Here is a 24,290-nt window from a genome sequence, read left to right on the forward strand (position 1 = left end):
GAGGAAGGGCCTTTTTGCTGTCCCAGCGTGTCACTGCTGCCGGGGTACCGCCACGCCCGGACGCCCGGGGCCCGGGACGCGCGTCCTGGAGCCCGGGGTTACCGTGGAGGCCACGGGAACGGCACGAGAGCCGAGCCCCGGTGATGAAGGAGTGCCGGACCATGGGACTGCTGCCCGAGTCCAGGAGCAGGCCCGCCGGAGACCGGGAGGACGTGCTGGACGCTGGGAGTTGCGGATGACACCCAGCGCGGCTGAAGGCACGAGCGGCCGGCCCGGCAGGGGCCGCCGGGTGGGCTTCGCCCGCTGGCGCAGCGACCTGGCCAGTGGCGGCACCCGCTACGACGAGGAGCTCACGGCGGCCCTGCGGTCGCGGGGGCTGGAGGTTCGCGAGTATCCCGTCACGGGGAGCTGGCCGCTGCCCTCGGACGGCGACCGCCGGCGGCTGTCCGGGGTGTTCGCCCGGGAGCAGGACTGGCTCATCGGCAATATCGTCGCCTCGGCGGTGCCGGAACAGGTCGCCGACGCGGTCTCGGCCGGGCGCCGGGTGACGATCCTGGTGCACTACTTCCCGGCCGACGACCCGGCGCTGCCGGCCCCTGACCGGTTACGACTCGCCGCAGCGGAGGCGGAGTCCGTCCGGGCGGCGAGCCGGGTGGTGGTGACCAGCGCCTGGGCCGGTGCCGCGGTGGCCGCCCGGTACGGGCGCCATGACGCGGTGGTGGCCGTACCCGGTGTCGACCCGGCCGTGCCCGCGCCCGGCTCGGTGCGCCGCGGGCGTGCGCCGATGCTGTTGTGGCTGGCCCGGCTGACCCCCGGCAAGGACCCCCTCACGGTCGTCGAGGCCCTGGCCCGGTTGCAGGACCTGGACTGGACCGCCCGGCTGGTGGGTCCCGACACCGTCGACGAGGTCCTCAGCCGCCGCGTCCGTGAGCGCATCGCCCAGACCGGGCTCACCGGCCGTGTCGAGGTGACCGGGCCTCTCCACGGCAGGGACCTGGACGCCGTCTGGGACGCCACCGACCTGCTGGTCCACACCTCGCGTGCCGAGACCTACGGGATGGTCGTCGCCGAGGCCCTGGCCCGGGGGATCCCCTCCGTGGTCGCGTCCGGCACCGGTGCCGTCGAGGCGCAGGGGGCGGGGGAGACGTTCCCGGCCGGTGACGTGGGCTCCCTGGCCGAGGTCCTGCGCGCCTGGCTGGCAGACGAGCGGCTCCGGGACCGCTGGCGACGAGACGCTGCCGGCCAATGCGCCGGCCTGACGCGGTGGCCGGACACCGCGGCCCGGGTGGCCGCCGCCCTCACCAGCGGGACTGCTCCGGTGCCACCACGGCCAGCACCCGGCGCTCGACGGCCTCGACGAGGGCATATCCCGCCAGCGCCATCAGCGTGACGACCACGACCGTGGACCACAGGGAGGTGTACCGGCTCGTCGCCGCGTCCACTGCCATCATGTTGCCCAGCCCGGTCCCGGTCGCCAGCCACTCGGCGACCGTGGCGGCGAGCAGCGCCGTGGGCGCGGCGATCCGCGCGGCGGCGAAGAACGCCGGCGCCATCGCCGGCAGCCGGCCCAGCACCAGCACCCTCGTGCGCGGCGTGGCATAGGCGGCGAAGACGTCGGCCACCTGTCCGGGCAGCTGGCCCAGGCCGTAGAGGCACGAGACCAGCGTGGGGAAGAACGTCATGAGGGCCACCACGACGGCGGTGCCGAACGACCCGCGGCCCAGCGCGGCGACCAGCAGGGGCGCGATCGCGATGATCGGCACGCACCGCAGGGCGACGGCGACGGGCGTCAGGGCCCGCCGCGCGCGGACCGAGAGGGAGAACGCGGCGGCCAGCAGCACGCCCAGCGCCAGCCCGGCGAAGTAACCGGGGACGGCCACAAGGGCGGTCTGGCCGGCCGCCGTGAACAGCTCGGCACGGTGCTCGGCGGCCGCCGGCGCGGACACCAGCCACTCCCAGACGTCCCCGGGGCGCTTGGCGAAATAGGGGTTGAGGTCAAGCAGCCAGAACAGCCCGGCCCAGGCCAGCAGCACGATCGCCGCCGTGAGGGCCACGCCGCCGGCGCTGACGAGCCAGCGTCGCCACGCAGGCCGCCGGGGGTCGGACCCGGGCGCGGCCAGCAGCACCGTCGGCTGTTCCGGTGCCAGTCTCCGGGCGGTGAGCGAGACCAGGGCGTACCCGGTCATCGACACCACGGCGCTGAGGATCATCAACGCCCAGAGGCCGTCGGTGTCCAGGCTGCGCAACGCCTGGATCGAGAGCACCCCGATGCCGCGTTCGGCCCCCGTGAACTCCCCGACCAGCGCACCGAGGAAGGCGGCGGGCACCGAGGCCTGCAGCCCGGCCATCAGGTACGGCAGGGCCGCTCGTGCCCGGACGGTGACCAGCGTGGTCCAGCGGCCCCTGCCGTAGGTGGCCGTCAGGTCGAGCCAGGACCGGGGCACGGCGCGCATGCCCACCAGCAGGGGTACGAGCGTGAGGTAGTAGACGGCCAGGGCCGCCAGCGTGACCTGCGGCCCGTCCCCGAACCCGTAGGCCAGTCGCAGCAGTGGGCCCAGCGCCACGAGGGGCAGGCAGTAGACGACCAGGGCGAGCCGCAGCACCGTCCGCTCCAGGCCCGGCAACAGCACGACCAGCAGGGCCAGGGCCACGGCCGCCAGGTTGCCGGCCAGGTAACCGAGCATCGCCTCGCGCGTGGTGAACCACAGCCCCCGGCCGTAGACGTCGGCGTTCTCCACGAGTGTGCCGATGATGCCGGAGGGGACCCCGATCAGGTGCCGGTCGGCCAGGACCGTCCGGCCGACGAGTTCCCAGAGGCCGATCACCAGGACCCAGCCCAGGAGCACGCGCAGTGCGGCAGCCGGCCGGGCACGGGCGGGGCGGGGGCCGTCGCCGTCGCGGCCCGTGGCCCGGACGGCCTGTTCGCCCTGCAGGACCATCCCTCACCCCTGGTCGAGGGCGTACTCGTCCACGCCCAGCAGGGCGCCGATCCGGTCCACGAGCTCGGTGAAGCCCCGGGAGTGCAGCTGCTCCATCCGCCGCGGCCGTTCGAGGCGGACCGGCAGGTCGGCGACGATGGACCCGGGCCGGGCCGACATCACCAGGACACGGTCCGCCAGCAGGACCGCCTCGGGGATCGAGTGGGTCACCAGCAACGTGGTGGTGGTGGCGCCGGACCACAGGGGTGGCAGTTCGATGTTGAGCCTGCGCCGGGTGAGCTCGTCGACCGCGCCGAAGGGCTCGTCGAGCAACAGCAGCCTCGGCTCGGTGACCAGGCACCGGGCGATCGCCGCGCGCTGCCGCATCCCGCCGGACAGTTGCGCCGGGCGGGCCTTCTCGAACCCGGCCAGGCCGACCATGTCCAGCAACCGCGTGACCTTGCGGTGGTCGACCGGCTGACCGGCCAGCCGGCGGGCCAGGGCCACGTTGCCGGCGGCGGTCCGCCAGGGCAGCAGCGAGGCGTCCTGGAAGGCGATGGCCAGCTCGCCGCGCCGGCGCACCGCGAGCGGGTCGTCACCGTCGATGCGCACCGAGCCGCCGGCGTCGGGGTGTTCCAGGCCCGCGATGATCCGCAGCAGGGTGGACTTCCCGCACCCGGAGGGCCCCACCAGCGCCGTGACCGAACCGGCCTCCAGGGTCAGGTCCAGGGACGCCAGGACGGGCAGCGGCTCCGCCGGGCCGGGGAAGGTCTTGGCGACGGCGGTGCACAGCACCTCGGGGGCCGGCCGTCCCGCCGTGCGGGCGCTCTGCACGCCGGTCACGCGGTGGGCCCGTCCCGGTACACCTCGTCGAGGATGCTCCGGTCCCACATCTGCTCGGTGGCCCCCTCGATGCCGAGCAGGTCGAACAGCCGCAGGTTCTCCTGGACCTGGTCGTCGGTGAACCACCCGAAGCCGAACTGCTCGGTCGCCTCGGAGAACATGATGTCGAGCTGTACCGTCGCCTGTTCCTGCTGCGTCTCCAGGTCCAGGCCGGCATCGGGGTAGGCCCGGACGGCGAGGTCGGCGGCGGCCCGGGGATCGTCCTGGTAGAGCTGCCAGCCGCGGGCGTCCCCGCGGAGCAGCCGGATGACCTGGTCGCGCCGCGCCTCGTCCTGGAGACTGGAACGCAGCACGGTGTAGGTCTGGCTCATCGGGTCGTAGCCGAAGTCGGCGAGCAGCATCGAGTGCCCCTCGATGCCCTGGACGGCCAGCGCCACGGGAAGGTCGTTGTAGAAGCAGTAGAGGCCGTCGACCTGGCCGGCCGTGAGGACCGCCGGGTCGTACTGGCTCGGGACGAACTCGACCTGGTCCTGGGTCAGGTCGTTGATGGCCAGGAAGGCCTCCAGCCCGGGGGTGTCCGTGCCGGCCACGCCGATCTTCCTGCCCACCAGGTCCTGGGGGGAGGTCAACGGCGCATCCGCCAGGGACAGGATCGTCACGGGGCTCTTCTGGTACTGGGCACCGATGATGACCAGCTCGGCGCCCTCGGCATTGGACCGGGCAACACCGTCCGCCACCGAGACATTCATCAGCGCCGCCCCGCTGACCGTGTTCGCGTCCCCGGCCACGTTGGGTCCGCCGGCCGCGAGGCTGACGTCCAGCCCGAGGTCCCGGAACAGGCCCCGGTCCTGCGCCAGGTAGGTGCCGCCGAACTGCACCGAGTGCGTCCAGGACAACTGGTAGGTCACCGCCGTGGCCGGCCCGTCGGTACCGGAGGCGGAACCACCGGAGGAGGAGGCCTCGTTGCCGCACCCCACCAGCCCGCCCACGGTCAGGGCGCCGAACCCGCCGAGGACCGTGCGCCGGGAGACATCCGAACGAACCATGGGAGACCTCCCGGATCGGGGCCGGACCCGCCATCCGGGCCGGGCCTGCGGGTATTCTGTGATGGACTTCACATCCTAGTGGGGCCGCGCGCGGGATGGGGGACGCCTGGACGCCGCCCGCGCACGCCGCGCCGGACGTCCCGTCCCACCGGAGCATCCCGGTGATACCGTCCCGGGGGCCCGTGGGCGGTACATTAGGGGGTAGTCTTCCCGGCGCCGCCCGCCTCGCTGCGGGCCCCGGACCCGAGGGAACCCCCTCCACATCGGTGTACCGCCCTGGTGCACTTCCCTGACGACGAAAGCGTGATCAGTTGCCCCGTTCCTCCCGTAAGTCCAAGTCCTCGTCCTCCCTGCCGTCCGGAGGGTTGCGGATCACCCCGCTGGGAGGCCTGGGTGAGATCGGCCGCAACATGACGGTCTTCGAGCACGAGGGCAAGCTGCTCGTGGTGGACTGTGGCGTCCTGTTCCCCGAGGAGCACCAGCCCGGAATCGACGTCATCCTCCCGGACTTCACCTCCATCCGGGACCGGCTGAAGGACATCGTCGGCATCGTGCTCACGCACGGCCACGAGGACCACATCGGCGGGGTGCCCTACCTGCTGAAGGAGCGCCCGGACATCCCGTTGATCGGTTCCGAGCTGACGCTGGCGTTCATCTCGGCCAAGCTCACCGAGCACCGGATCACGCCGAAGACGGTCCACGTGGAGGCCGAGGACAAGCACCAGGCGGGCCCCTTCGAACTCGAGTTCGTCGCGGTCAACCACTCCATCCCCGACAGCCTCGCCGTGGCGATCCGCACCAAGGCCGGCCTGGTCCTGCACACCGGTGACTTCAAGATGGACCAGTTCCCGCTGGACGACCGGATCACGGACCTGCGCCACTTCGCCCGCCTGGGCGAGGAGGGCGTGGACCTGTTCCTCACCGACTCCACGAACGCCGAGGTTCCGGGGTTCACCATCTCGGAGCGGGAACTGACCCCCGCGATCGAGCAGGTCTTCGCCACCGCGAAGAAGCGGATCATCGTCTCCAGCTTCGCCAGCCACGTGCACCGCATCCAGCAGGTCCTGGATGCCGCGCACGCCAGCGGGCGCAAGGTCGCGTTCGTGGGCCGGTCCATGGTGCGCAACATGGGCATCGCCAGCGACCTGGACTACCTCAAGATCCCGCGCGGGCTGCTCGTGGACTTCAAGAAGCTGCAGTCCATGCCCGATGACAAGATCGCGCTGGTCTGCACCGGGTCCCAGGGCGAGCCGATGGCGGCCCTGTCCCGGATGGCCACCGGCACCCACCAGATCAAGCTCGGCTCCGGGGACACCGTCCTGATGGCCAGCTCGATGGTGCCCGGCAACGAGAACGCGATCTACGGCATCATCAACAAGTTCACCGACCTCGGCGTCAAGGTCGTGCACAAGGGCAACGCCAAGGTGCACGTCTCCGGTCACGCCTCCGCTGGGGAACTGGTCTACTGCTACAACATCGTCCGGCCCACCCACGTCATGCCCGTCCACGGCGAGTCCTCGCACCTGCACGCCAATGCCGACCTGGCCGTGCGGACCGGCATCGCCCCCGAGCGCGTGCTCGTCGTCAAGGACGGCACCACCGTGGACCTGGTCAAGGGCCAGGCCCGGGTCTCGGGCCAGGTGGAGGCCGGACTGGTCTACGTGGACGGCCACACCGTCGGCAAGGTCACCGAGGAGACCCTGGTCGAGCGGCGGTTGCTGCAGGAGGGCGGCTCGGTGACCGTGGTCGCGATCGTCGACCCGGACACCAACACCCTGGCCGAGCCGCTGGAGTTCATGACCAAGGGCTTCATCCAGGACCCCCAGATCTTCGACACCGCGGCGAAGAAGGTCAAGGACGCCCTGGCCAAGCCCCACGTCGCCGGCATCGACGACCTGGACCAGATCGAGAAGCTGATCGTGGACACGGTGGGCCGCCACCTGGACCGCGCCTACCGGCGGGCCCCGCTGATCACCGCCGTCGTCATCGACGCCTGATCTCCCTCCCGGGGCGCTCCCGGGGCGCTCCCGGGGCGGCGCCGGGACGAGGAGATGATGCGGGCCGGCGGGCCCGGTGGTGGAATGCTGGAGTCCATGGGTTCCACGGGATCGGCCGGCGACTGGATGGAGCGGCACCAGGTGGTGCTGTACCTGTCCGCGCTGGGCGCGGGCGCCGTCGCCGGGCTCCTGGTCCCGGCCGTGGCCGGACCCGCCGGGCAGGCCATCACCCCGGTGCTGGGGCTGCTGCTCTACGCCACCTTCCTGGCCGTCCCGTTCCGCCGCCTGGGGCGTGCTGCGCGGGACGGGGGATTCCTCCTGGCCGTGCTGGTGCTGAACTTCGTGGTGGTGCCGGTGGTGGTGTTCGCCCTCTCCCGGCTGGTCGCCCACGACGACGTCCTGCTGCTCGGGGTGCTGTTCGTCCTGCTGACCCCGTGCGTGGACTACGTCATCGTCTTCACCGGCCTGGCCGGCGGCGCCCAGGACCGGCTGCTGGCCGCCACGCCGTGGCTGATGCTGGCGCAGATGCTCCTGCTGCCGGGGTACCTGTGGGTGATGGCCGGGCCGCGGTTCGCCCCCGGACTCGACGTCCGTCCGTTCCTGGAGGCCTTCGCGCTGCTCATCGTGGCGCCCCTCGGCGCGGCGTGGCTGACCCAGGCGGCGGCCGCCCGCTGGGCCTGGGGCCGCGCCGTGGACCGGGTTGTCTCGGCGGGGATGGTCCCGCTGATGATCTCCACGCTGGCCGTCGTGGTCGCCTCCCAGGCGCACGACGTCGGCCGGCACCTGGGCGGGCTGCTCGCCGTGGTGCCGGTGTACGTGCTCTTCGCGGCCGTGATGGTCACCCTCGGACTGGCGGCCGGTCGCGTCGCCGGGCTGGACACGCCCGGACGCCGGGCGCTCGTGTTCAGCGGGGTGACCCGGAACTCCCTCGTGGTGCTGCCGCTGGTGCTGGCCCTGCCGGCGTCGCTGGGCCCGGACTACCGGATGGCGCCGCTGGTGGTGGTCACCCAGACGCTCGTGGAACTGGTCATGATGGTGGTGCTGGGGCGGCTGGTGCCCCGGCTGGTCAGCGCGCGGGGTCGAAGTCCTCGGGATCCTTCTGCAGCCGGCCTTCCAACGCCTGGCTGAGGTCCTCGTCCTCCACCTCGTACATGGGGTCGACCTCGAGCTCGAGGGCCTCCAGGGCCTCCTCGTCGTCGTCCACGGACACGAACCGGACCCGGGCCTCCGTGATCGTCTCGGCCACGTCGTCCAGGCCGAGGTACTCGTACCCGGTGATCACCCGTTGGAGCGGGAACTCGTCGTCGTCCAGGTGCATCTCGATGGCGTTGACGAGTCCGCCGTTCTGCACCGCCCCGTGGAAGGTCAGGACATCGCGCAGGGCGATGTCACCGGGGGAGGTGGCCTCAGGCAGGGCGTCGAAGTCAAGGGCGCGGTTCCACACCGCCTCGGTAGTGCTCATGCCAGCAGAGTAGGCAGAACCGGGCGCCCTGTCAGTCCTCCGCCGTCCATGACGTGCATGTTTCGCGAGCTCCCCCCGGCCGGACGGGCCGAACGGCGCATGATCGGAGTGGCCGTCGTCCCGCGCGGTGGGCTTCACTGCCGCCATGAGAAAGCTCATCTCCAGCACGTTCGTCTCCCTCGACGGCGTCATGCAGGCTCCCGGAGGGCCCGACGAGGACCGCACGGGGGGCTTCACCCTCGGCGGGTGGACCGCCCCGCTGTTCGACGAGTCCATGGGCTCGTGGATGGACCGGACCTTCGCCACCCAGTTCGACCTGCTCCTGGGACGCAGGACCTATGAGATCTTCGCCGCCTACTGGCCCCATCACACGGACTCGCTCGTGGGGGAGGCGTTCAGCCGGGCACACAAGTACGTGGCCAGCCACCGACTGCACCACCCCGCCTGGGAACACACCACGGTCCTGTCCGGGAACGTCCCGGAACAGGTCGCCGCGCTGAAGGACCAGGACGGACCCGACCTGCTGCTGCAGGGCAGTGGCAACCTCATCCAGTCCCTGCTGACCGCCGGGCTGATCGACGAGTTCCGGGTCCTGGTCTTCCCCCTGCTGCTCGGTCCCGGCAAGCGGCTCTTCGCGGAGGGGACCATCCCGGCTGGTCTCCGCCTGACCGAGCACGAGGTCTCGCAGTCCGGGGTCGTGATGGCCACCTACGCACTGGCCGGGCCGGTCGCCACGGGCAGCTTCGCCGACGATGAACCCTCCCAGGACGAGCCGGGCCGGCGGAGCGGTCCCCAGGACTGAGGGACGAGGCGGTCTGCCCCCGGGTCTCCGGCCTCCGCCGCCGCGCGAGGATGACCCATTGACTCCCTCCGAGGACCCTGCTTACGCTCGCAGCATTCCAGGTCAGTTGCATTTCGTTAACTATTTCCCTGTCCCGACATGAAATGTGGAAAATGACTCCGACTTTGATGCGCCGGCTCGTGGCCGAGATGCTGGGCACGGCGGTACTGGTGATCTTCGGCGTCGGCACCGTGCTGGCGGCCCTGACGGCCGGCAACGGTGAACTCACGTATCCGGGGGTGGGGTTCATCTCCCTGGGATTCGCCATTGCCGTCGCAGTGGCCATCTACGCGTTCCTGGCCGTGTCCGGTGCCCACATCAATCCCGCCGTGACCTTCGCGCTGGCTGTGACCCGGCGCTTCCCCTGGGCCGAGCTGGTGCCCTACGTCCTCGCGCAGCTGATCGGGGCCGCGGTCGGGAGCCTGCTCCTGGTGGCCTCGTTCGGGACCCGGGCCGTGGACATGGGCAGCGGTGCGACGGCCCTGGGCACCGGTGTCTCGTACGGCCAGGGCATCGTGGCCGAGGTGCTGGGGACCTTCTTCCTGATGCTCGCGATCATGGCGGTGGCCGTCGACCGGAGGGCGCCCAAGGGCTGGGCGGGCCTGATCATCGGCCTGGCTGTCGCGGGCGCCATCCTGGTCATCGCCCCCCTGACCGGTGGTTCACTGAACCCGGCGCGGACCTTCGGACCGAACCTGGTGCAGACCCTCTTCGGCGGTGACGTCGAGTGGTCCCAGTACCCGTTGTACGTCATCGGTCCCTTCATCGGCAGCGCGGCCGCCGCGCTGGCCTACGACTTCATCGCCCGCCCCCGAGACGTCCCCGAGCCCGAGCCGCGCGCCGACGACCAGTCGATGGCGGAAGAGCGCGGCCAGAGACCCGAACCCACCGAATAAACAATCACCGGATCGCGATCACAGCGATTGTCCTCGGTCCGCATCACGCGGTCGGGGGACAGCCATCGAGAGGAAGAACCATGACGGGAAACCGTGTAGTCGTGTACAAGGGCCCAGGCGAGGTCGCCGTCGAGACGATCGACTACCCCAAGCTGGAACTGCCCTCCGAGGTCGCCGGCAAGATGGGCATCCAGCAGAAGGCACCCCATGCCGCCATCCTGAAACTGGTGGCCACGAACATCTGCGGAAGCGACCAGCACATGGTCCGTGGCCGCACCACCGCGCCGGTCGGCCAGTCGCTCGGTCATGAGATCACGGGCGAGGTCGTGGAGACCGGAGACGACGTGCTCTTCGTCAAGGAGGGTGACATCTGCTCGGTGCCCTTCAACATCGCGTGCGGCCGCTGTCAGATGTGCAATGAGGGCAAGACCGGTGTCTGCCTCAACGTGAATCCCGCCCGTCCCGGTGCGGCCTACGGTTACGTGGACATGGGCGGCTGGATCGGCGGCCAGGCGGAGTACGTGATGGTCCCCTACGCGGACTTCAACCTGCTCAAGTTCCCGGACCGGGACCAGGCCCTCGAGAAGATCCTCGACCTCACCATGCTCTCCGACATCTTCCCCACCGGGTATCACGGCGCATTCACCGCCGGCGTCACGACCGGTTCCACCGTCTACGTCGCGGGTGCCGGTCCGGTGGGCCTCGCCGCGGCCTTCTCGGCGCAGGTGCTGGGTGCCTCGGCGGTCATCGTGGGAGACATGAACGCCGACCGGCTGAAGCAGGCGGCCAGCTTCGGCTGCGAGACGATCGACCTGAGCCAGGAGGGCGCCCTGCCGGACCGTATCGAGCAGATCCTGGGCGTCCCCGTGGTCGACGCCGCGGTGGACGCGGTGGGATTCGAGGCCCGCGGTCACGGCGCCAACGCCGCCGAGGCACCCGCCACGGTCCTCAACGACATCATGTCGGTCACCCAGGTGGGCGGTGCCCTGGGTATCCCGGGCCTGTACGTCACCGGGGATCCGGGGGCTGTCGACGAGAACGCCAAGGTCGGCCAGATCGGTGTGCAGCTGGGCACGGGGTGGGCCAAGTCCCTCTCGTTCACCACGGGTCAGTGCCCGGTGAAGCGGTACAACCGGAAGCTGATGAAGCTGATCCTGGCCGACAAGGCCAATATCTCCAAGGCCGTCAACGCCACGACCATCAGCCTGGACGACGCTCCCCGGAGCTACAAGGAGTTCGACCAGGGGGCGGCCAGGAAGTACGTGATCGATCCGCACGGGATGATCCCCGCCTAGGACCGCACGCCGCCCATGCGGTGGTGGGTCGCCGGGTGCCGGGCAGTCGCCCGGCACCCGGCGACCCGCACGACCGGGCGCGGACGACGGGATTCGGACGACGGGGGTGCGGAGGACGGGGGTGCGCAGGACCGCTCAGTTCCCGACCGGGTAGATCGAATCGACCAGCGTCCGGGCGATCGTCGTCGCCGGGTCCCGCCCATCCGGCGTGGGTGCGAGGTTCGCCCACACCACCAGGGTGATGTCGCGGTCCGGGTCGTGGCCCATGAAGGAGTTGTAGCCCGGCAGCTCTCCCGTGTGACCGTACAGTTCGCCGAACTTCGCGATCGCCAGTCCGTAGCGGGCCGACCCCGGCTGGTCCCCGCCCGTGGAGCGGGGACTCTCCATCCTCAGCCGCTGGAACTCCTCGTCGAGCAGTCGGCCATCGGTCAGGGCCTCGGCCCAGTCCGCCAGGTCGTGGGCCGTCGAGATCCCGCCGCCGGCGGCCCAGCCCCAGGAGGGGTTGTCGAACGTCCGGTCGACGGGGTCGAGGGCCCCCGACCGGGCCTGCTCCTGCATCCGTTCCGGTAGTGCGGGGGGCGTGCCCATCGTCAGGACGTTGGAGCCGAACATGTACCCGTGCGCGTAGGGCTCGGGGATCCGGTTCGACGACCGCGCCGGGAACAGGGTGTCCGCCAGGCCCAGCGGCGTGAAGAGCCGGTCGGCGAAGATCCTCTCCAGCGGCTCGCCCTCCAGCTGCTCGGCCACGAGTCCCAACAGGACCGTGTTGGTGTTCGAGTACTCCCAGCCCGCACCGGGGGCGAAACTGGGCGGGTGCTCCCACGAGATGGCCAGCAGGTCCTCGGGGTCCCAGGCCCGTTCGGGGTCCTCGTCCATCGCCTGGTTCAGGCCCCGGTCGAGCGTGTAGTTGTACAGTCCGCTGCGCATCGACAGCAACTGCTCGATCGTGATGTTCTCGCCGTTGGGCACGTCTGGCCGGTAGGCGGCGATGGGATCGTCGAGGTCCAGCACGCCCTCCTGCGCCAACTGCAGGATGACCGTCCCGGTCCAGGTCTTGGTGTTCGATCCCACCCGCAGATGATGGTCGGCTCGGGGCGGCAGCGTCTCGTCCGCGCTGACGGTGCCGTACGAGCCGAGGACCTCCCCCTCCGGGGTGCGCAGGAGCATGAACGCACCCGGGACCTCCAGCGCGGCGGCCGCGTCCTGGAAGGTGGACTGGAGCTCGCCGGCGTCCACGCCCGCCGTGTCCGAGGCTGCCGTCGGCCCGGGGGAGGGGGCGGAGCAGGCCGCGGTCAGGCCCAGGACAGAGGCCAGGGCCGTGACGGTCAGGACCGCGCGCTGTCGCCGGCGGCGTCCGGGCGGGAGGGGAACGGCGGGACGCGACATGGCGACTCCTCACGGCAGTGGCATCCTCGTCCGAAGCCTAGTGACGCACCCTGACGCCGGCCAAGACTCCATCGGTCCGCGCAGTGTCTCTCACTCCGGCGCCGCGTCCTCACCCGCCGCCGCCAGCGTGAAGATGCCGTAGCGCATCGCCCCGGTGCGGTAGGCCTGGATCAGGCGGGGCACGGTGACGGCGAAGACACGATGGCGTCCGCGCAGCGCGAGGCGGCGGGCGTCGCGATCCATGGCCAGGGCCTTCAGCAGTCGGCGGGCGCAGATCGTCCAGGTGCGTGCGACGCGCCGGCTGACGTCCTCGTAACCGGTGACCGTGAACCCTGCTGCCCGTGCCATGGCCTCGTACTCCTCGCGCGTGCCCATCGAGGGCAGTCGCCCTTCGCGGCAGACCGGCTCCAGCAGGTGGCGAACCGTCCACTCGCTCGCGGCGGGATCGGCGAGCCAGGCGCAGACGACGAGGCGGCCGCCGGGTGACAGCACCCGATGGGCCTCGGCGAAGAACCGGGGCTTGTCGGCCATGTGCTCGGTCGACTCGATGGCCCAGGCGGCGTCAGCCGATCCCTCGGGCAGCGCGTTGGCGAACCAGTCGCGGTGGTGGATCTCCACGCCGGGCGTGGGATGCGCGGCGGCGTGGCGGGCCTGTCCGGCGGACAGCGTGAAGCCGGTGACACGAACCCCGCGCCCGGCGGCCAGTTGCCTGGCGGTCGCCCCGTAGCCGCAACCGATGTCCACGCACGCCTCGCCGGGCCGGAGGCGCAGGCGATCCCCGACCGTCTCGACGAGGGCCTCGACGGCCTGGGCGGGCGTCTCGCGACCCGTCTCCCACAGCCCGTGATGGACGTGCTCACCCCACACCCGGCGATAGACCGGATCCAGTTCGTCATAGTGGCCGGCGACCGCCACGGCGTCCTGGGGGGTCTGGGGCACGATCACGCCGTCACGGTACACCGCCGCTCCCCGCGGGCAGAAGGTCTCGGCTGGCGGGCCGGAGCCGTGCGGGCCGGAGCCGCGGGTGCCGGCGTCGTGGATATTGTGCGGTCCGGCCGGTGGCGCCTAGGGTGACTCCACGATCGAGTCGCGACCGGCCTGCTTCGCCCCTCGTCCGGGGGCAGAAGGCGGATGTCCGGTGCCGCGAGTGGTGCAGACAACCCGTAGGGGGACACGGTGCAGGGTTCGCAACAGATTGTGGTCGGCGTCGACGGGTCCGAGGCCTCGCTGCAGGCCCTGCGGGAGGCCAGGACCCTGGCCGAGTCGCTGGGGTGCACGCTGAAGGCGGTCACGGCATGGGAGATGCCGGTCACGGCCGCCGAGTACCCCTACCGGCTCGAGTACAACTTCCAGGATGACGCCCGGGAGCAACTGGACGAGGCCCTGCGGACGGCGTTCGGTGACGACCGTCCCCGGGGCCTGGAGACCGAGGTGAGGCAGGGCCCGCCGGCCCGGGTTCTGCGGGACCTCGGCGAGGGGGCCCGGATGGTGGTGGTGGGCAGTCGGGGCCGCGGCGGATTCGCGGGCCTGTTGCTGGGCTCGGTGAGCTCTGCGGTGGCGGCCCATGCCACGTGCCCGGTGCTCATCACGCACCGCAGCAAGGACTGAGGGGAGCACCGGCGCGCGGGGAACGGCACCCCGGGAGCGGACCGGTACCGGGGAGCATCAGCCTCGCCTGCGGTGCCGGAACGTCTTGTGGAGCCCGTCCACGACCAGGAGAGCCGGGATGGCGGTGAGGGCGATCAGTGTTCCCACCGGTGGCGGGGGCGCGTGGCCCAGTGCGCCGGCCACCGGCGGGATGAAGAGAAAGCCCAGGAGCAGGACGCACTCGGCGGCCACGGCCCAGAGCAACAGGTGGTTTCCCGTCCAGTCCAGCCGCCAGGCGGGCCGGGTCGCACTGCGGCACCCGAACGCGTTGGCCATCTGCGCCAGCACCACGGTGGTGAAGGCCGCCCCGGAGGCGGCGGCCAGGAGGGCGGGTGCCGGCTCGGCCCCCCAGGTCCACCCGGCGGACCCGAGCACCACCAGGAACGCGAGCATCTGGATGAGGGCCTGGGTCGGCCCGAGCACCCCGAAGACCCGGACGAGCAGCGGCGCGTCCATCAGGTGGCGTCGTTCGGGCGGCTTGAGCAGGACCCGCTGCCCGGGCTTCTCCGCGCCCAGGGCCAGCGCCGGAAGCAGGTCGGTGCCGATGTCCAGGCACAGGATCTGCAGGACGCCCAGTGCCAGCGGCACGTTTCCCCCGGACAGGGCCCAGACGACGAAGGGGGTGAGCTCTGCGACGTTGTCCGTGAGGTGGTACGTCAGGAAGCGGCGGATATTGGTGTACGTGGCCCGGCCCTGTTCGACGGCGGTGATGATGGTGGCGAAGTCGTCGTCGAGCAGGACCAGGTCGGCGGCCTCCCGGGCGACGTCCGTTCCGGATGCACCCATGGCGACGCCGATGTCGGCCTCGTTGAGCGCCGGGCCGTCGTTGACCCCGTCTCCGGTCATCGCGACCACGTGTCCGCGGTGCTGGAGTGCGCGGGCGATGGCGAGTTTCTGTTCCGGTGAGACGCGGCTGACCACGATGCCGTCCCGGTCCAGGAGGACACCGAGCGCCCGCTCGTCCTGGGGCAGGTCCTTGCCCTCGACGACCACGGGGGTGTCCAGGCACAGGCCGGTCTGCCGGGCGATCGCGAGGGCGGTGACCGGGTGGTCCCCGGTGATCATGGCCACCTTGATGCCGGCCTGGCGGGCCTGGCGCAGTGCCGGGGGGACACTGTGCCGCGGCGGGTCCTGGAGGGCGATCAGGCCGACGAGGGTCAGGCCGTGCTCCAGCTCTGATGCGGTGGTGTCCGGCCCCGGGGCCTCCGTCCGGCCCAGGGGACGCCGGGCCACGGCCAGGACGCGCAGGCCGCGGGCGGCCATGCCGGACAGGACCCTCGAGGCCAGGCCCACCTGGTCACGGTCGAGGCACAGGGTCAACACGTTCTCCGGGGCGCCCTTGACCAGGAGGTCGCCCCCGACGACGACCGACTCCCGGCGCCGGTCCGGATCGAAGCCGAACCGCCGGGTGACGGAGGTGGCGTGCACGCCCTCCGGGCCGGCCAGGCGGTGCGCCAGGGCATCGAGTGCGGCCTCCATGGGGTCGCCGTCGGGCAGCCAGTCCTCCTCGTGCTGACGGATACGTCCCCGGGACGCCGCCCGGGCCGCCCACGCCGCATCGGTCGCGGCGGCACGGGCCGGTGGTGGTCCGTCCACCGTCGCCACGGGGTGATATCCCTCGCCGTCGATCGAGACGGTCCCGGCCGGGGTCCAGACCTCGACGACGTTCATCCTGTTCTGGGTCAGCGTCCCGGTCTTGTCCGTGCAGATGAACGTCGTCGATCCGAGCGTCTCCACCGCCTGCAGGTTCCGCACCAACGCGTTGCGGCCCGCCATCCGCTGGGCTCCCATGGCCAGGGACAGGGTCACCGTGGGCAGCAGTCCCTCGGGGATCATCGCCACCGCCACACCGATGGCGAAGAGGAACGCGTCCCTCAGCGGTGTTCCCGCCAGCAGCGAGACGACGCAGAAGGCGGCACCCAGGCCCAGGGCCACCGAGGAGAGCATGCGGACGATGCGGCGCAACTCGCGTTGTAGCGGCGTGGGTGGCGGAACCGCCTGGCCCGTCAGGGTGGTGATGGCCGCCAGCCGGGTCGCCGACCCTGTCGCGGTGGCCTCGGCCTCGGCGGACCCGTTGGCCAGGAACGTGCCCCCGAAGCCATCGCTTCCCGTGCCCTTGACCACGGGCATGCTCTCCCCGGAGAGCATGGACTCATCCACCGTGCAGCTGTCCGCCTCGACGAAGCGCACGTCGGCGGGCAACCGGTCACCGGCCGTGAGGATGATGATGTCACCGGGCACCACCTCGGAGGCGGGAATCGGCATGCGCCGGCCATCACGACGCACCGTGACCTGGGCGGGCAGGAGCTCCCGGAGCCGCGCGGCGGCCTGGGCTGCCCGTTCCTCCTGGGCGAAGGCGAACACGCCGTTGATCACCACCACGGCGATCACCGCGATCGACAGTTGCGGCATGCCCGCTATCCACGCCAGCCCGGCCGCGCCCCAGAGCAGGACGGCGAAGAAGTGGGTGAACTGGCCCGCGAACCGCCGCCACCCGGGCACCTGATGGATGCGGGGGAGCTCGTTGGGTCCCGACTGCCCCAGCCGCCGGGCAGCCTCTGCCGAGGTCAAGCCCGGAGGTGAGGCCTCACGGTCCGCGGTGTCCATGGGGGAGGGGCCTATCCGCGAGCCCTGCGCCCGGTGCACGGGCCGTGCGTTGAACGCTGCATCGTGATCACGTCAGCCCGGGGTCGTCCACCGTCGGTCCCCGCGGCCTCAGGCGTGCTCGGCGACGTAGGCGATCAGGGAGGCCACGGTGCCGACCCGTCCGTAGTCACCCTCCGGGACGTCCACGCCGGCGTGACGCGCCAGGTGCTCCACCAGGGCCAGGAAGTCCAGTGAGTCCAGCTCCAGGTCCTGACGGAGCCGGGAACGGTCGTCGAGGCCCTGGGTCTCGACGTCGGGGGCCACCTGCGTGATCGCCGCGTACACCGCCGCGCGTGCCTCGTGCTCGTTCATAGGTCCTCCGGTCTCTGCAGCATCTCGTCGACGAGGTCGAGGAAGCGCCCTCCGCGCAGGCCGTCGCTGACGCGGTGGTCGGCCGAGAGGGTGGCGGTGACGGACTGGCGCACCGCGAGCATGCCGTCCTGGGCCCAGGGCCTCTCCCGGACGCGGCCGAAGCCGACGAGCGCCACCTGCGGGGGGTAGATCACCCCGTACACGGTGTCGACGCCGAGGTCGCCCAGTGCGGTGACGGTGAGGGTCGGGTCCGCGATCTCCGCTCGGCGCAGGCGTCCGGCGCGGGCCCGGGTGACGACGTCACGCAGTCGTTCCATCAGCTGGTCCACGGTCAACGTGTCCGCGTCGTGGATCGCCGGGGCGACCAACCCGCCCTCCCGCAGCGCGACGGCGACCCCCAGGTGTACGGCCTGACTGGGGCGGAACCGCGCCTCCGTGTAGAAACCGTTGACCTCCGGCACCTGACGGGCGGCCAGGGCGCAGGCCTTGAGCAACAGTGCCGCCGGGACCAGCCGGGCCGAGACGGGCCGCTGCGCGTTGACCGCGCGCATCCATGCCACGGCGGCCTGCAGGTCGACGGTGGTCCCCAGGTAGTAGTGGGGGATGGTCTTCTTCGAGCGGGACATCAGCGCCCCGATCCTGCGGCGCAGCCCGGTCGCGCGCTGCCCCGTGTCAGGGGGTGCCGGTGCCGGCGCAGTCGCCGGTCCCGGGCCGCGTGGTGCCCCGGGGTGACTCTCGACGTCCGCGGGGGCGTTCCCCCTGACCGCGCGGAGGACGTCCTCTCCCGTGACGGCTCCTCGCGGGCCGGTGCCCGCCACGGTGGTCTGGTCGACGCCGAGCTCACCGGCCAGCCGGCGCGCTCGCGGTGAGATGCGGACCGGCCGGACGGAGCCGGATCTTCAGCTCGGCGACGGTCGCCATCGATCACCCCATGTAGCTCGAGCGCAGACTGCGCCGGCGCAGCAGCTGCCGCACCGGCCGGACGGAGCCGGCGTCGGGCCGCTGCCGGGCCGCGGCGCGCTCCACGTCCGTCCGGGTGATGTGACCGCCCCTGCCGGTGCCGGTGATCCGGGTCAGGTCCAGGCCCAGGCCGCGGGCCAGGCGGCGGACCGGTGGTGTGGCCGACGGCGCTCCCGACCCCGGTGGTGGGCTCGTGTGCTCCCGTTCGACACCCGCCTCCGCCGGGGCGGCGGGTGTGCCGGCCGGAGCAGTCACCGGAGGGGCGGTGACGGTGGCCGGCGTGGGCGTGATGCGCGCCATCGGCGCGCCGACGGCGAGCGTCTCACCGGGTGCGGCGAGCAACTCGGCGATGACGCCGTCCTCGAAGGACTCCACCTCCATCACGGTCTTCTCGGTGTCCACGGTGGCCATCACGTCACCCCGGTGGACGTAGTCACCCGGTGTGACCAGCCATTCCACCAGCTTGCCCCGCTCCATGTCCGCCCCCAGCGAGGGCATCCGGAACTCACCCACCGCCGCCCACCGCCTCGCGGGCCGCGGCCACGACCCGCTCCGCGCTGGGCAGGGCGGCCAGCTCGAGGTCACGGGCGTAGGGAATGGGGACCTCGGCGCTGCAGACCCGCGCCACCGGGGCGTCGAGCTCGTAGAAGGCCGACTCGGTGATCCTGGCGCTGATCTCCGCGGAGAGACTGCCGCTGCGCCAGCCCTCGTCCACCACGACGGCCCGGTGGGTCTTGACCACGGTGGCCAGGATCGCCGCGTCGTCCAGGGGGCGCAGCGTCCTCAAATCCAGGACCTCGGCCTCGATACCCTCGGCGGCCAGTCGATCGGCGGCCTCCAGGGTCAGCGGCAACGTGCCGCCGTAGGTGATCAGCGAGACGTCACCGCCCTCACGCCGGACCGCGGCCGCATGGATGTCGACGGGGCCGGCGTCCTCGGCGAGCTCCCCGGACAGGTTGTACAGCGAACCGTGCTCGAAGATCAGGACGGGGTCCGGGTCCTCCAGGGCCGTCCACAGCATCCCCCGGGCGTCCTCCACGGTGGCCGGGGTGAGGATGCGCAGGCCCGGCACGTGGGCGAACCAGCCCTCCAGGCTGTGGGAGTGCTGGGCCCCCAGCTGGCGTCCGGCCCCGGTCGTCATGCGGATCACCAGGGGAACGTTGAACTGCCCACCGGACATGTGCAGCAGGGTCGCGGCGTTGTTCACGATCTGGTCCAGGGCCAGCAGGCTGAAGTTGACCGTCATGATCTCCACGATCGGCCGCATCCCGTTCAGCGCGGCCCCGATGCCGGCCCCCACGAAGGCGGACTCCGACAGGGGGGTGTCACGGACCCGTTCGGGACCGAACTCCTCGAACAGTCCGAGGCTGACCGCGAAGCAGCCGCCGTAGGCCCCGACGTCCTCACCCATCAGGAAGACCCGGTCATCCTGCAGCAGCGCCTCGCGGATGGCGGTGCGCATGGCCTCGCGGTAGGTCGTCTCCATGTCCTCACCGCTCGCTGTAGACGAAGCGTTGCAGGTCGTCCAGGGGCTCGGGGGCCCCCGCCTCGGCGAACCGCACGGCCGCCTCCATCTCCGCGGCCACCTCGCGGTCCAGCGCGTTCCAGTCGTCCTCGGAGAACCGGTCCGTCGCCTCCAGGGAGCGGCGGAGTGACAGGATGGGATCCCGTTCGGTCCAGCGGGCGACCTCCGCCTTGTCCCGGTAGCGTTCGGGGTCGAACATCGAGTGGGCCCGGAACCGGTAGGTGCGCAGTTCCAGGAAGTGCGGGCCGCCGCCGGCCCGCACAGCGTCCACGGCCCGACGGGCCGATTCCTCGACCGCGAGCGCGTCCATGCCGTCGACGCTCCAGGCCGGGAGCTCATAGGCCGCGGCCTTGAGGGCCAGGTCCGTCTGGGACTGGGACCGGGCCAGCGCCGTGCCCATGGCGTAGAGGTTGTTCTCGCAGCAGAAGAGCACGGGCAGCCGCGACAGCGCGGCCAGGTTCAGGCTCTCGTGGAACTCGCCCTCGGCGGCCGCGCCCTCGCCGAAGAAGCATGCCGTCACCCGGGCCCGTCCGGCCATCCTCTCCGCCAGGGCCATGCCGACCGCCAGGGGCAACCCCCCGGCGACGATCGCATTGCCGCCGTAGAAGTGCGTGGCCGCGTCGAACAGGTGCATGGAACCACCCCGTCCGCGGCAACAGCCCTGCACGTGGCCGTACATCTCGGCCAGGATCGCTCCGGCCGGGACGCCGCGCAGCAGCGCGTGTCCGTGTTCACGGTAGGTGGCCACCACGGCGTCCTCGGGGCCGAGCGCGGACATGATGCCCGCCGCCACGGCCTCCTCGCCGATATAGACGTGGAGGAACCCCCGGATCCTCGCCGCGCTGTAGAGCTCGACGCACTGTTCCTCGAGACGGCGGACCCGCAGCATCTGGCGCAGCAGGTGTCCAGCGGCCTCGGGGACGCCCGGCGACCCGGTGGGTGGCGTGCGGTGGGTCATCCCTGTACCTCCACGGTCGATACGTCGCCCTCTGGCAGGCCCAGTTCGCGGGCCCTGAGCAGCCGGCGCAGGATCTTGCCGCTGCGGGTCCGGGGGAGCGAGGGCGTGAAGTCCAGGAGTCGCGGTGCCACGGCGGGGCCCAGCCGCCGGCGGGCGAAGCCGATGATGTCCCTGCGCAGGTCATCGCTGGGGTCGTGGCCCGGACGCAGCTCGACGAAGGCCTTCACCACCTCACCGGCGACCGCGTCCGGCAGGCCGATGACCCCGGCCTGGGCCACGGCGTCGTGTTCCATCAGCAGGCTCTCGACCTCGAAGGGGCCGATCAGGTGACCGGAGGACTTGATCACGTCATCACCGCGGCCCACGAACCAGTAGTAACCGTCGGCGTCACGGCGGGCCAGGTCGCCGGTGAGGTACCACCCGGCCACGAAACACCTGCGGTACCGCTCCTCCTCGCCCAGGTACCCGCGGAACATGGACGGCCACCCCGGTCGCAACGCCAGTTCGCCCACGGTGTCCGCGTCGTTGACCAGGGTGGCCCGGCCACCGCGCAGCACCGGCTCACCGTGCTCGTCCCGCGCGATGAGGGCCGCCTCGACACCGGGCAGGGGCCGTCCCATGGAGCCGGGACGGATGGGCAGGGCCGGCAGGTTGGCGATCATGATGCCCCCTGTCTCGGTCTGCCACCAGTTGTCGTGGACGGGATGACCGAGGACCTGCCGGCCCCAGACGACCACTTCCGGGTTCAGCGGTTCCCCGACGCTGGCCACGAACCGCAGCGCGGACAGGTCCTGGCCGCGGGCGGCCTCGTCGCCGGCCTTCATGAGCATCCGCAGCGCTGTCGGGGACGTGTACCAGACCGTGACCCGGTGCTCCGCCAGGATCCGGTACCAGCGCAGCGGATCCATCTCCTCCTCGTCCACGACGGTGGTGATGCCGTGGACCAGCGGGGCGATGATGCCGTAGGACATGCCCGTGACCCACCCCGGGTCCGCGGTGCACCAGTAGACGTCCTCCGGGTGCAGGTCCAGGGCGAAACGCCCCGTGGCGTGGTGTGCGACCACCGCCTCGTGGACATGGACGGCCCCCTTGGGCCTGCCGGTGGTGCCGCTGGTGAAGTGCAGCAGGGCCATGTCCTCCGCCCGCGTCCTGGCGGTGCTCCCATAGGGTGGCGCCCGGTGCATGAGGTCCTGCAGGTCCAGGGTGCCCGGTTCCGCGTGGCCGTCGGCGTCCACGAGCAGGACGTGCCGGAGTCCGGGCAGCGCCGCGCGGACCGGGGCGACCTTCTTGCGGTACAGGGCGAGGGTGGTCACCAGCACGCGGGCGTCGCCGAGCTCCAGGCGCATCCGCACCGGTTCCGGGCCGAACGCGGAGAACAGCGGGCAGAAGACACCGGCGTGCTTCAGCGTCCCCAGCACGGACGCGTACAGTTCCGGTCGGCGCCCCATCAGGGAGAACACCCGTTCCCCGGCGCCGACGCCCAGGCCCCGGAGCACACTGGCGAAGCGATCCACGACCTCGGCCAGGGCGCTGTAGGTCAGCGACCGGACGTCGCCGTCCGGACCGACGAACCGCAACGCCTCGTGGCCGGCACGCGCACCCGCCGCATGACGCTCGACGGCCTCGTAGGCGATGTTCAGGCCTCCACCCGGCACGCCGGACAACTGCTGGCGGGCCTGCTGCCAGCTGAAGCCGGCGCAGGCCGCGTCATAGTCCTCGAGGTTGGGCCGCACGGTCCAGGACAGGGGGTCCTTGGGGATCTCCTGCCATCGCGTGACCGGCCCGGGTGGTGCAACCATGGTCTGGACGGCTTTCCGAAGCAGAACGGGAACTGGCAGACGGTGGGACTGTCCTGGTCCATAGGGTGGGGGCTGGGATGCGCCGCGTCAAGGTTCCGCGTCGACCCGTCAGGATCGGTCCCCGGTGGTGTCCGCGGGCGGTGCCGGTGGTCTCGGCGCCAGGGGGATGACCGTGCGGAACTTCCCGCCGGGACCCTGCTCGGGCGGCTCGGTGTCCTGCTCCACCGTCACGTCCGGCAGGCCCAGGTCGGTCAGCAGCCCGGTGAGCCCGGCCAGCGCCGACGCCCAGGCCTGGACGGGATCGGCACCGGGGGCCGGCAGCAGGCGCAGCGACAGGCTGGTGGGAGTGGTCCGGAGCACCTGGAACAGTTCCACCCCGGGGATGCGGTCGATGACGGTGCCCAGGGCCAGCGGCGGCACCGCGATCACGTCCTCGCCGCTCGCCGTGCGGAAGGTCAGGACATCCGAGGCCCGCCCCTGGACGCGTATCGCCGGGGACGGATTGCCGCAACGGCAGCGGTCCGGACTCACCAGCAACCGGTCGCCGACGTCGTAGCGGATGACCGGTTGGACCCGGTTGGCGAGGTTGGTCATCAGCACCGTGTGCGAGACGACTCCCGGCGGCACCGGGCGGTGCTCGGCGTCCACCGGCTCGACGATCACCCAGTCCTCCAGCAGGTGCAACCAGCCCTCCGCGCAACCGGACGCGGCGTAACCGGACTCCGTGCACCCGTAGACCTCCCGCACCGGCGCGCCGAAGGCCCGCCCGATCCGGATCCGTTCCTCGGACGTCAGGCCCTCGGCGGTGCTGAGCACGAGCACCGGACTCACCCGCAACCGCCCCGCCTCCTGCTCGGTGGCCAGCAGGCGTAGCATGCTCGCATAGCCCCCCAGCAGGAGCGGGCCGAACCCGTTGAGCTCGGCCACCACCTCGGGCAGGGGACGGTGGATGGACAGTATCCTCAGTCCCCGGTGGCGTCGCGGTCTCTCCCGCTGCTCGCGGGTGCTGGCTGCCACGGACAGGAAGTGCCCGCCGGTGGCGACGACCCCCGCGAACCGCCCTCCGTGGACCATCAGTGCCAGCACCTGGCGCGCCGACAGCCAGTCCTGGGTCAGTTGGGCCATCAGTCCGGAGGTCGCGGCCCAGTAGCGGTCGTCCAGCACGAACATCCCCCGGGTGCCGGTGGTGCCGGCCGTGGTAGCCACGAGGTACTGGCCGAGGAATCGCTCCCCGATCCGGGCCGGGTCCGCCACGAAGGCCTCCACCGCCTCTCGGGTGACCGCCGGGTCCGTGGCGACCTCGTCGAAGTTGCGCATCAGCGCGGTCTTGTCCGACACCGGCAACCGGGTGACCTCCTCAAGGGGGTCCGGTAGGCCCCGGTAGAGCCGCCGATAGTAGGTGGAGTGCTGCCGGGCATAGGCCACCAGTTCGGCCAGCCGCTCCCGCTGGCGGGCATGCAGCGCCTCGGTCCCCTGCCGATGTGCCCGGCGGGCGTCCCACCAGACCCGCAGCGTGTCGCCGCGCCGGCCACGCAGCACCCGAGTCCCCGGCGTTCCCATGAGGCCACTGTAGGAAACGTCGTGCTCGCCGGGACAGGTTCGGGGCACCCCGGGTGCCCGGTCCTCGACGCCGGCTGCCCGGCACCTCGTCCGCCGGCTCTGGTCCGGCCCGCGGCAGGCTGGGATGATGGCGCCATGGGCACGCCTCGACCGGCCCCGGAGGACCGGCCCGCGGACCGGGAACCGGCCCGCCTCGATC

General features: G+C 71.8%; 21 protein-coding genes and 1 pseudogene. 7 read left to right on the plus strand and 15 right to left on the minus strand.

Translation table 11 applies throughout. The features are described 5' to 3' along the window. Positions 1–235: 235 nt before the first annotated feature. Positions 236–1,390: a glycosyltransferase family 4 protein gene (locus tag Q0283_RS12725; protein WP_298045005.1), complete on the plus strand. Its 1,155-nt coding sequence runs from the start codon at positions 236–238 to the stop codon at positions 1,388–1,390. On the opposite strand, the gene Q0283_RS12730 is transcribed toward Q0283_RS12725, so the two are convergent. Genes Q0283_RS12730 through Q0283_RS12740 form a run of 3 tightly spaced genes read right to left on the minus strand, consistent with a single transcriptional unit; the run spans position 1,299 to position 4,807 of the window. After that, positions 1,299–2,939, minus strand: a complete 1,641-nt coding sequence (locus tag Q0283_RS12730) for an ABC transporter permease (RefSeq protein ID WP_183525326.1) — start codon at positions 2,937–2,939, stop codon at positions 1,299–1,301. The two genes, Q0283_RS12725 and Q0283_RS12730, sit on opposite strands and share 92 nt — an antisense overlap. Before the next feature lie 3 nt (positions 2,940–2,942). After that, entirely contained in the window at positions 2,943–3,761 is an 819-nt protein-coding gene (locus tag Q0283_RS12735) for an ABC transporter ATP-binding protein (RefSeq protein ID WP_183525330.1), read from the minus strand. Further along, the gene (locus Q0283_RS12740) at positions 3,758–4,807 is read right to left on the minus strand and encodes an ABC transporter substrate-binding protein (protein WP_183525334.1); all 1,050 of its coding nucleotides are present in this window, start codon (positions 4,805–4,807) and stop codon (positions 3,758–3,760) included. The genes Q0283_RS12735 and Q0283_RS12740 overlap by 4 nt, the downstream gene beginning before the upstream one ends. A gap of 311 nt (positions 4,808–5,118) precedes the next feature. Here Q0283_RS12740 and Q0283_RS12745 point away from each other — a divergent pair, with 311 nt between their 5' ends. Further along, positions 5,119–6,804 carry a ribonuclease J gene (locus tag Q0283_RS12745; RefSeq protein ID WP_183525337.1) on the plus strand — a complete coding sequence of 562 codons (1,686 nt, stop codon included), beginning with the start codon at positions 5,119–5,121 and terminating at the stop codon, positions 6,802–6,804. A 96-nt stretch (positions 6,805–6,900) separates the two neighbouring features. Next, complete coding sequence (locus tag Q0283_RS12750) at positions 6,901–7,932, plus strand: bile acid:sodium symporter (protein ID WP_298045006.1); 1,032 nt, start codon at positions 6,901–6,903, stop codon at positions 7,930–7,932. Here the strand turns inward: Q0283_RS12750 and Q0283_RS12755 are convergent. Continuing rightward, a complete protein-coding gene (locus Q0283_RS12755) occupies positions 7,871–8,266 on the minus strand; it encodes a hypothetical protein (protein WP_183525343.1) in 396 nt (131 codons plus the stop codon). The genes Q0283_RS12750 and Q0283_RS12755 overlap by 62 nt on opposite strands. Positions 8,267–8,411: 145 nt before the next feature. On the opposite strand from Q0283_RS12755, the gene Q0283_RS12760 reads away from it, so the two are divergent. From Q0283_RS12760 to fdhA, 3 genes are all read left to right on the plus strand, one after another. Beyond that, complete coding sequence (locus Q0283_RS12760) at positions 8,412–9,068, plus strand: dihydrofolate reductase family protein (protein ID WP_183525346.1); 657 nt, start codon at positions 8,412–8,414, stop codon at positions 9,066–9,068. A 152-nt stretch (positions 9,069–9,220) separates the two neighbouring features. Further along, positions 9,221–10,003 (plus strand): MIP/aquaporin family protein, encoded by a 783-nt coding sequence (locus Q0283_RS12765; RefSeq protein WP_183525349.1) that lies wholly within the window; start codon positions 9,221–9,223, stop codon positions 10,001–10,003. Positions 10,004–10,083: 80 nt separating this feature from the next. Then, positions 10,084–11,298, plus strand: a complete 1,215-nt coding sequence (fdhA, locus tag Q0283_RS12770; RefSeq protein ID WP_183525352.1) for a formaldehyde dehydrogenase, glutathione-independent — start codon at positions 10,084–10,086, stop codon at positions 11,296–11,298. A gap of 135 nt (positions 11,299–11,433) precedes the next feature. On the opposite strand, the gene Q0283_RS12775 is transcribed toward fdhA, so the two are convergent. Continuing rightward, complete coding sequence (locus tag Q0283_RS12775) at positions 11,434–12,684, minus strand: serine hydrolase (RefSeq protein WP_183525356.1); 1,251 nt, start codon at positions 12,682–12,684, stop codon at positions 11,434–11,436. A 90-nt stretch (positions 12,685–12,774) separates the two neighbouring features. Beyond that, on the minus strand, positions 12,775–13,629 hold the full coding sequence (locus Q0283_RS12780) for a class I SAM-dependent methyltransferase (RefSeq protein ID WP_298045008.1): 855 nt from the start codon (positions 13,627–13,629) through the stop codon (positions 12,775–12,777). Between the two features lie 231 nt (positions 13,630–13,860). On the opposite strand from Q0283_RS12780, the gene Q0283_RS12785 reads away from it, so the two are divergent. After that, entirely contained in the window at positions 13,861–14,292 is a 432-nt protein-coding gene (locus tag Q0283_RS12785) for a universal stress protein (RefSeq protein WP_183525362.1), read from the plus strand. A 57-nt stretch (positions 14,293–14,349) separates the two neighbouring features. Here Q0283_RS12785 and Q0283_RS12790 read toward each other — a convergent pair whose 3' ends face one another. The 9 genes and pseudogenes from Q0283_RS12790 to Q0283_RS12825 all read right to left on the minus strand — a co-directional run bounded on the left by Q0283_RS12790 (position 14,350) and on the right by Q0283_RS12825 (position 24,091). After that, positions 14,350–16,938: a cation-transporting P-type ATPase gene (locus tag Q0283_RS12790; RefSeq protein WP_183525365.1), complete on the minus strand. Its 2,589-nt coding sequence runs from the start codon at positions 16,936–16,938 to the stop codon at positions 14,350–14,352. Positions 16,939–17,046: 108 nt separating this feature from the next. Continuing rightward, positions 17,047–17,289 (minus strand): acyl carrier protein, encoded by a 243-nt coding sequence (locus Q0283_RS12795; protein ID WP_183525368.1) that lies wholly within the window; start codon positions 17,287–17,289, stop codon positions 17,047–17,049. Next, entirely contained in the window at positions 17,286–17,915 is a 630-nt protein-coding gene (locus Q0283_RS12800; protein ID WP_298045012.1) for a 2-oxo acid dehydrogenase subunit E2, read from the minus strand. Before Q0283_RS12800 ends, Q0283_RS12795 begins: the two co-directional genes overlap by 4 nt. A 195-nt stretch (positions 17,916–18,110) precedes the next feature. Then, positions 18,111–18,161, minus strand: a pseudogene (locus Q0283_RS17655) (hypothetical protein); the annotation flags it as partial. 52 nt (positions 18,162–18,213) lie between these two features. Continuing rightward, a complete protein-coding gene (locus Q0283_RS12805) occupies positions 18,214–18,762 on the minus strand; it encodes a biotin/lipoyl-containing protein (RefSeq protein ID WP_298045014.1) in 549 nt (182 codons plus the stop codon). Next, a complete protein-coding gene (locus tag Q0283_RS12810; protein WP_010144692.1) occupies positions 18,755–19,735 on the minus strand; it encodes an alpha-ketoacid dehydrogenase subunit beta in 981 nt (326 codons plus the stop codon). The genes Q0283_RS12805 and Q0283_RS12810 overlap by 8 nt, the downstream gene beginning before the upstream one ends. Before the next feature lie 4 nt (positions 19,736–19,739). After that, a complete protein-coding gene (pdhA, locus tag Q0283_RS12815) occupies positions 19,740–20,732 on the minus strand; it encodes a pyruvate dehydrogenase (acetyl-transferring) E1 component subunit alpha (protein WP_183525374.1) in 993 nt (330 codons plus the stop codon). Beyond that, on the minus strand, positions 20,729–22,531 hold the full coding sequence (acsA, locus tag Q0283_RS12820) for an acetate--CoA ligase (RefSeq protein ID WP_183525377.1): 1,803 nt from the start codon (positions 22,529–22,531) through the stop codon (positions 20,729–20,731). The genes pdhA and acsA overlap by 4 nt, the downstream gene beginning before the upstream one ends. 108 nt (positions 22,532–22,639) lie before the next feature. Then, positions 22,640–24,091 carry a phenylacetate--CoA ligase family protein gene (locus tag Q0283_RS12825; protein ID WP_183525380.1) on the minus strand — a complete coding sequence of 484 codons (1,452 nt, stop codon included), beginning with the start codon at positions 24,089–24,091 and terminating at the stop codon, positions 22,640–22,642. Positions 24,092–24,290 lie beyond the last annotated feature (199 nt).

It is taken from the genome of uncultured Citricoccus sp. (assembly GCF_937871995.1).
Classification (GTDB): domain Bacteria; phylum Actinomycetota; class Actinomycetes; order Actinomycetales; family Micrococcaceae; genus Citricoccus.

Coding starts and splice junctions, on each gene's coding strand:
- Q0283_RS12765 (WP_183525349.1), top strand. CDS start 9,221: ATGACTCCGACTTTGATGCGCCGGCTCGTGGCCGAGATGCTGGGCACG.
- Q0283_RS12775 (WP_183525356.1), bottom strand. CDS start 12,684: ATGTCGCGTCCCGCCGTTCCCCTCCCGCCCGGACGCCGCCGGCGACAG.
- Q0283_RS12725 (WP_298045005.1), top strand. CDS start 236: ATGACACCCAGCGCGGCTGAAGGCACGAGCGGCCGGCCCGGCAGGGGC.
- pdhA (WP_183525374.1), bottom strand. CDS start 20,732: ATGACCCACCGCACGCCACCCACCGGGTCGCCGGGCGTCCCCGAGGCC.
- Q0283_RS12795 (WP_183525368.1), bottom strand. CDS start 17,289: ATGAACGAGCACGAGGCACGCGCGGCGGTGTACGCGGCGATCACGCAG.
- Q0283_RS12810 (WP_010144692.1), bottom strand. CDS start 19,735: ATGGAGACGACCTACCGCGAGGCCATGCGCACCGCCATCCGCGAGGCG.
- Q0283_RS12750 (WP_298045006.1), top strand. CDS start 6,901: ATGGGTTCCACGGGATCGGCCGGCGACTGGATGGAGCGGCACCAGGTG.
- Q0283_RS12755 (WP_183525343.1), bottom strand. CDS start 8,266: ATGAGCACTACCGAGGCGGTGTGGAACCGCGCCCTTGACTTCGACGCC.
- Q0283_RS12740 (WP_183525334.1), bottom strand. CDS start 4,807: ATGGTTCGTTCGGATGTCTCCCGGCGCACGGTCCTCGGCGGGTTCGGC.
- fdhA (WP_183525352.1), top strand. CDS start 10,084: ATGACGGGAAACCGTGTAGTCGTGTACAAGGGCCCAGGCGAGGTCGCC.
- Q0283_RS12730 (WP_183525326.1), bottom strand. CDS start 2,939: ATGGTCCTGCAGGGCGAACAGGCCGTCCGGGCCACGGGCCGCGACGGC.
- Q0283_RS12790 (WP_183525365.1), bottom strand. CDS start 16,938: ATGGACACCGCGGACCGTGAGGCCTCACCTCCGGGCTTGACCTCGGCA.
- acsA (WP_183525377.1), bottom strand. CDS start 22,531: ATGGTTGCACCACCCGGGCCGGTCACGCGATGGCAGGAGATCCCCAAG.
- Q0283_RS12825 (WP_183525380.1), bottom strand. CDS start 24,091: ATGGGAACGCCGGGGACTCGGGTGCTGCGTGGCCGGCGCGGCGACACG.
- Q0283_RS12760 (WP_183525346.1), top strand. CDS start 8,412: ATGAGAAAGCTCATCTCCAGCACGTTCGTCTCCCTCGACGGCGTCATG.
- Q0283_RS12800 (WP_298045012.1), bottom strand. CDS start 17,915: ATGTCCCGCTCGAAGAAGACCATCCCCCACTACTACCTGGGGACCACC.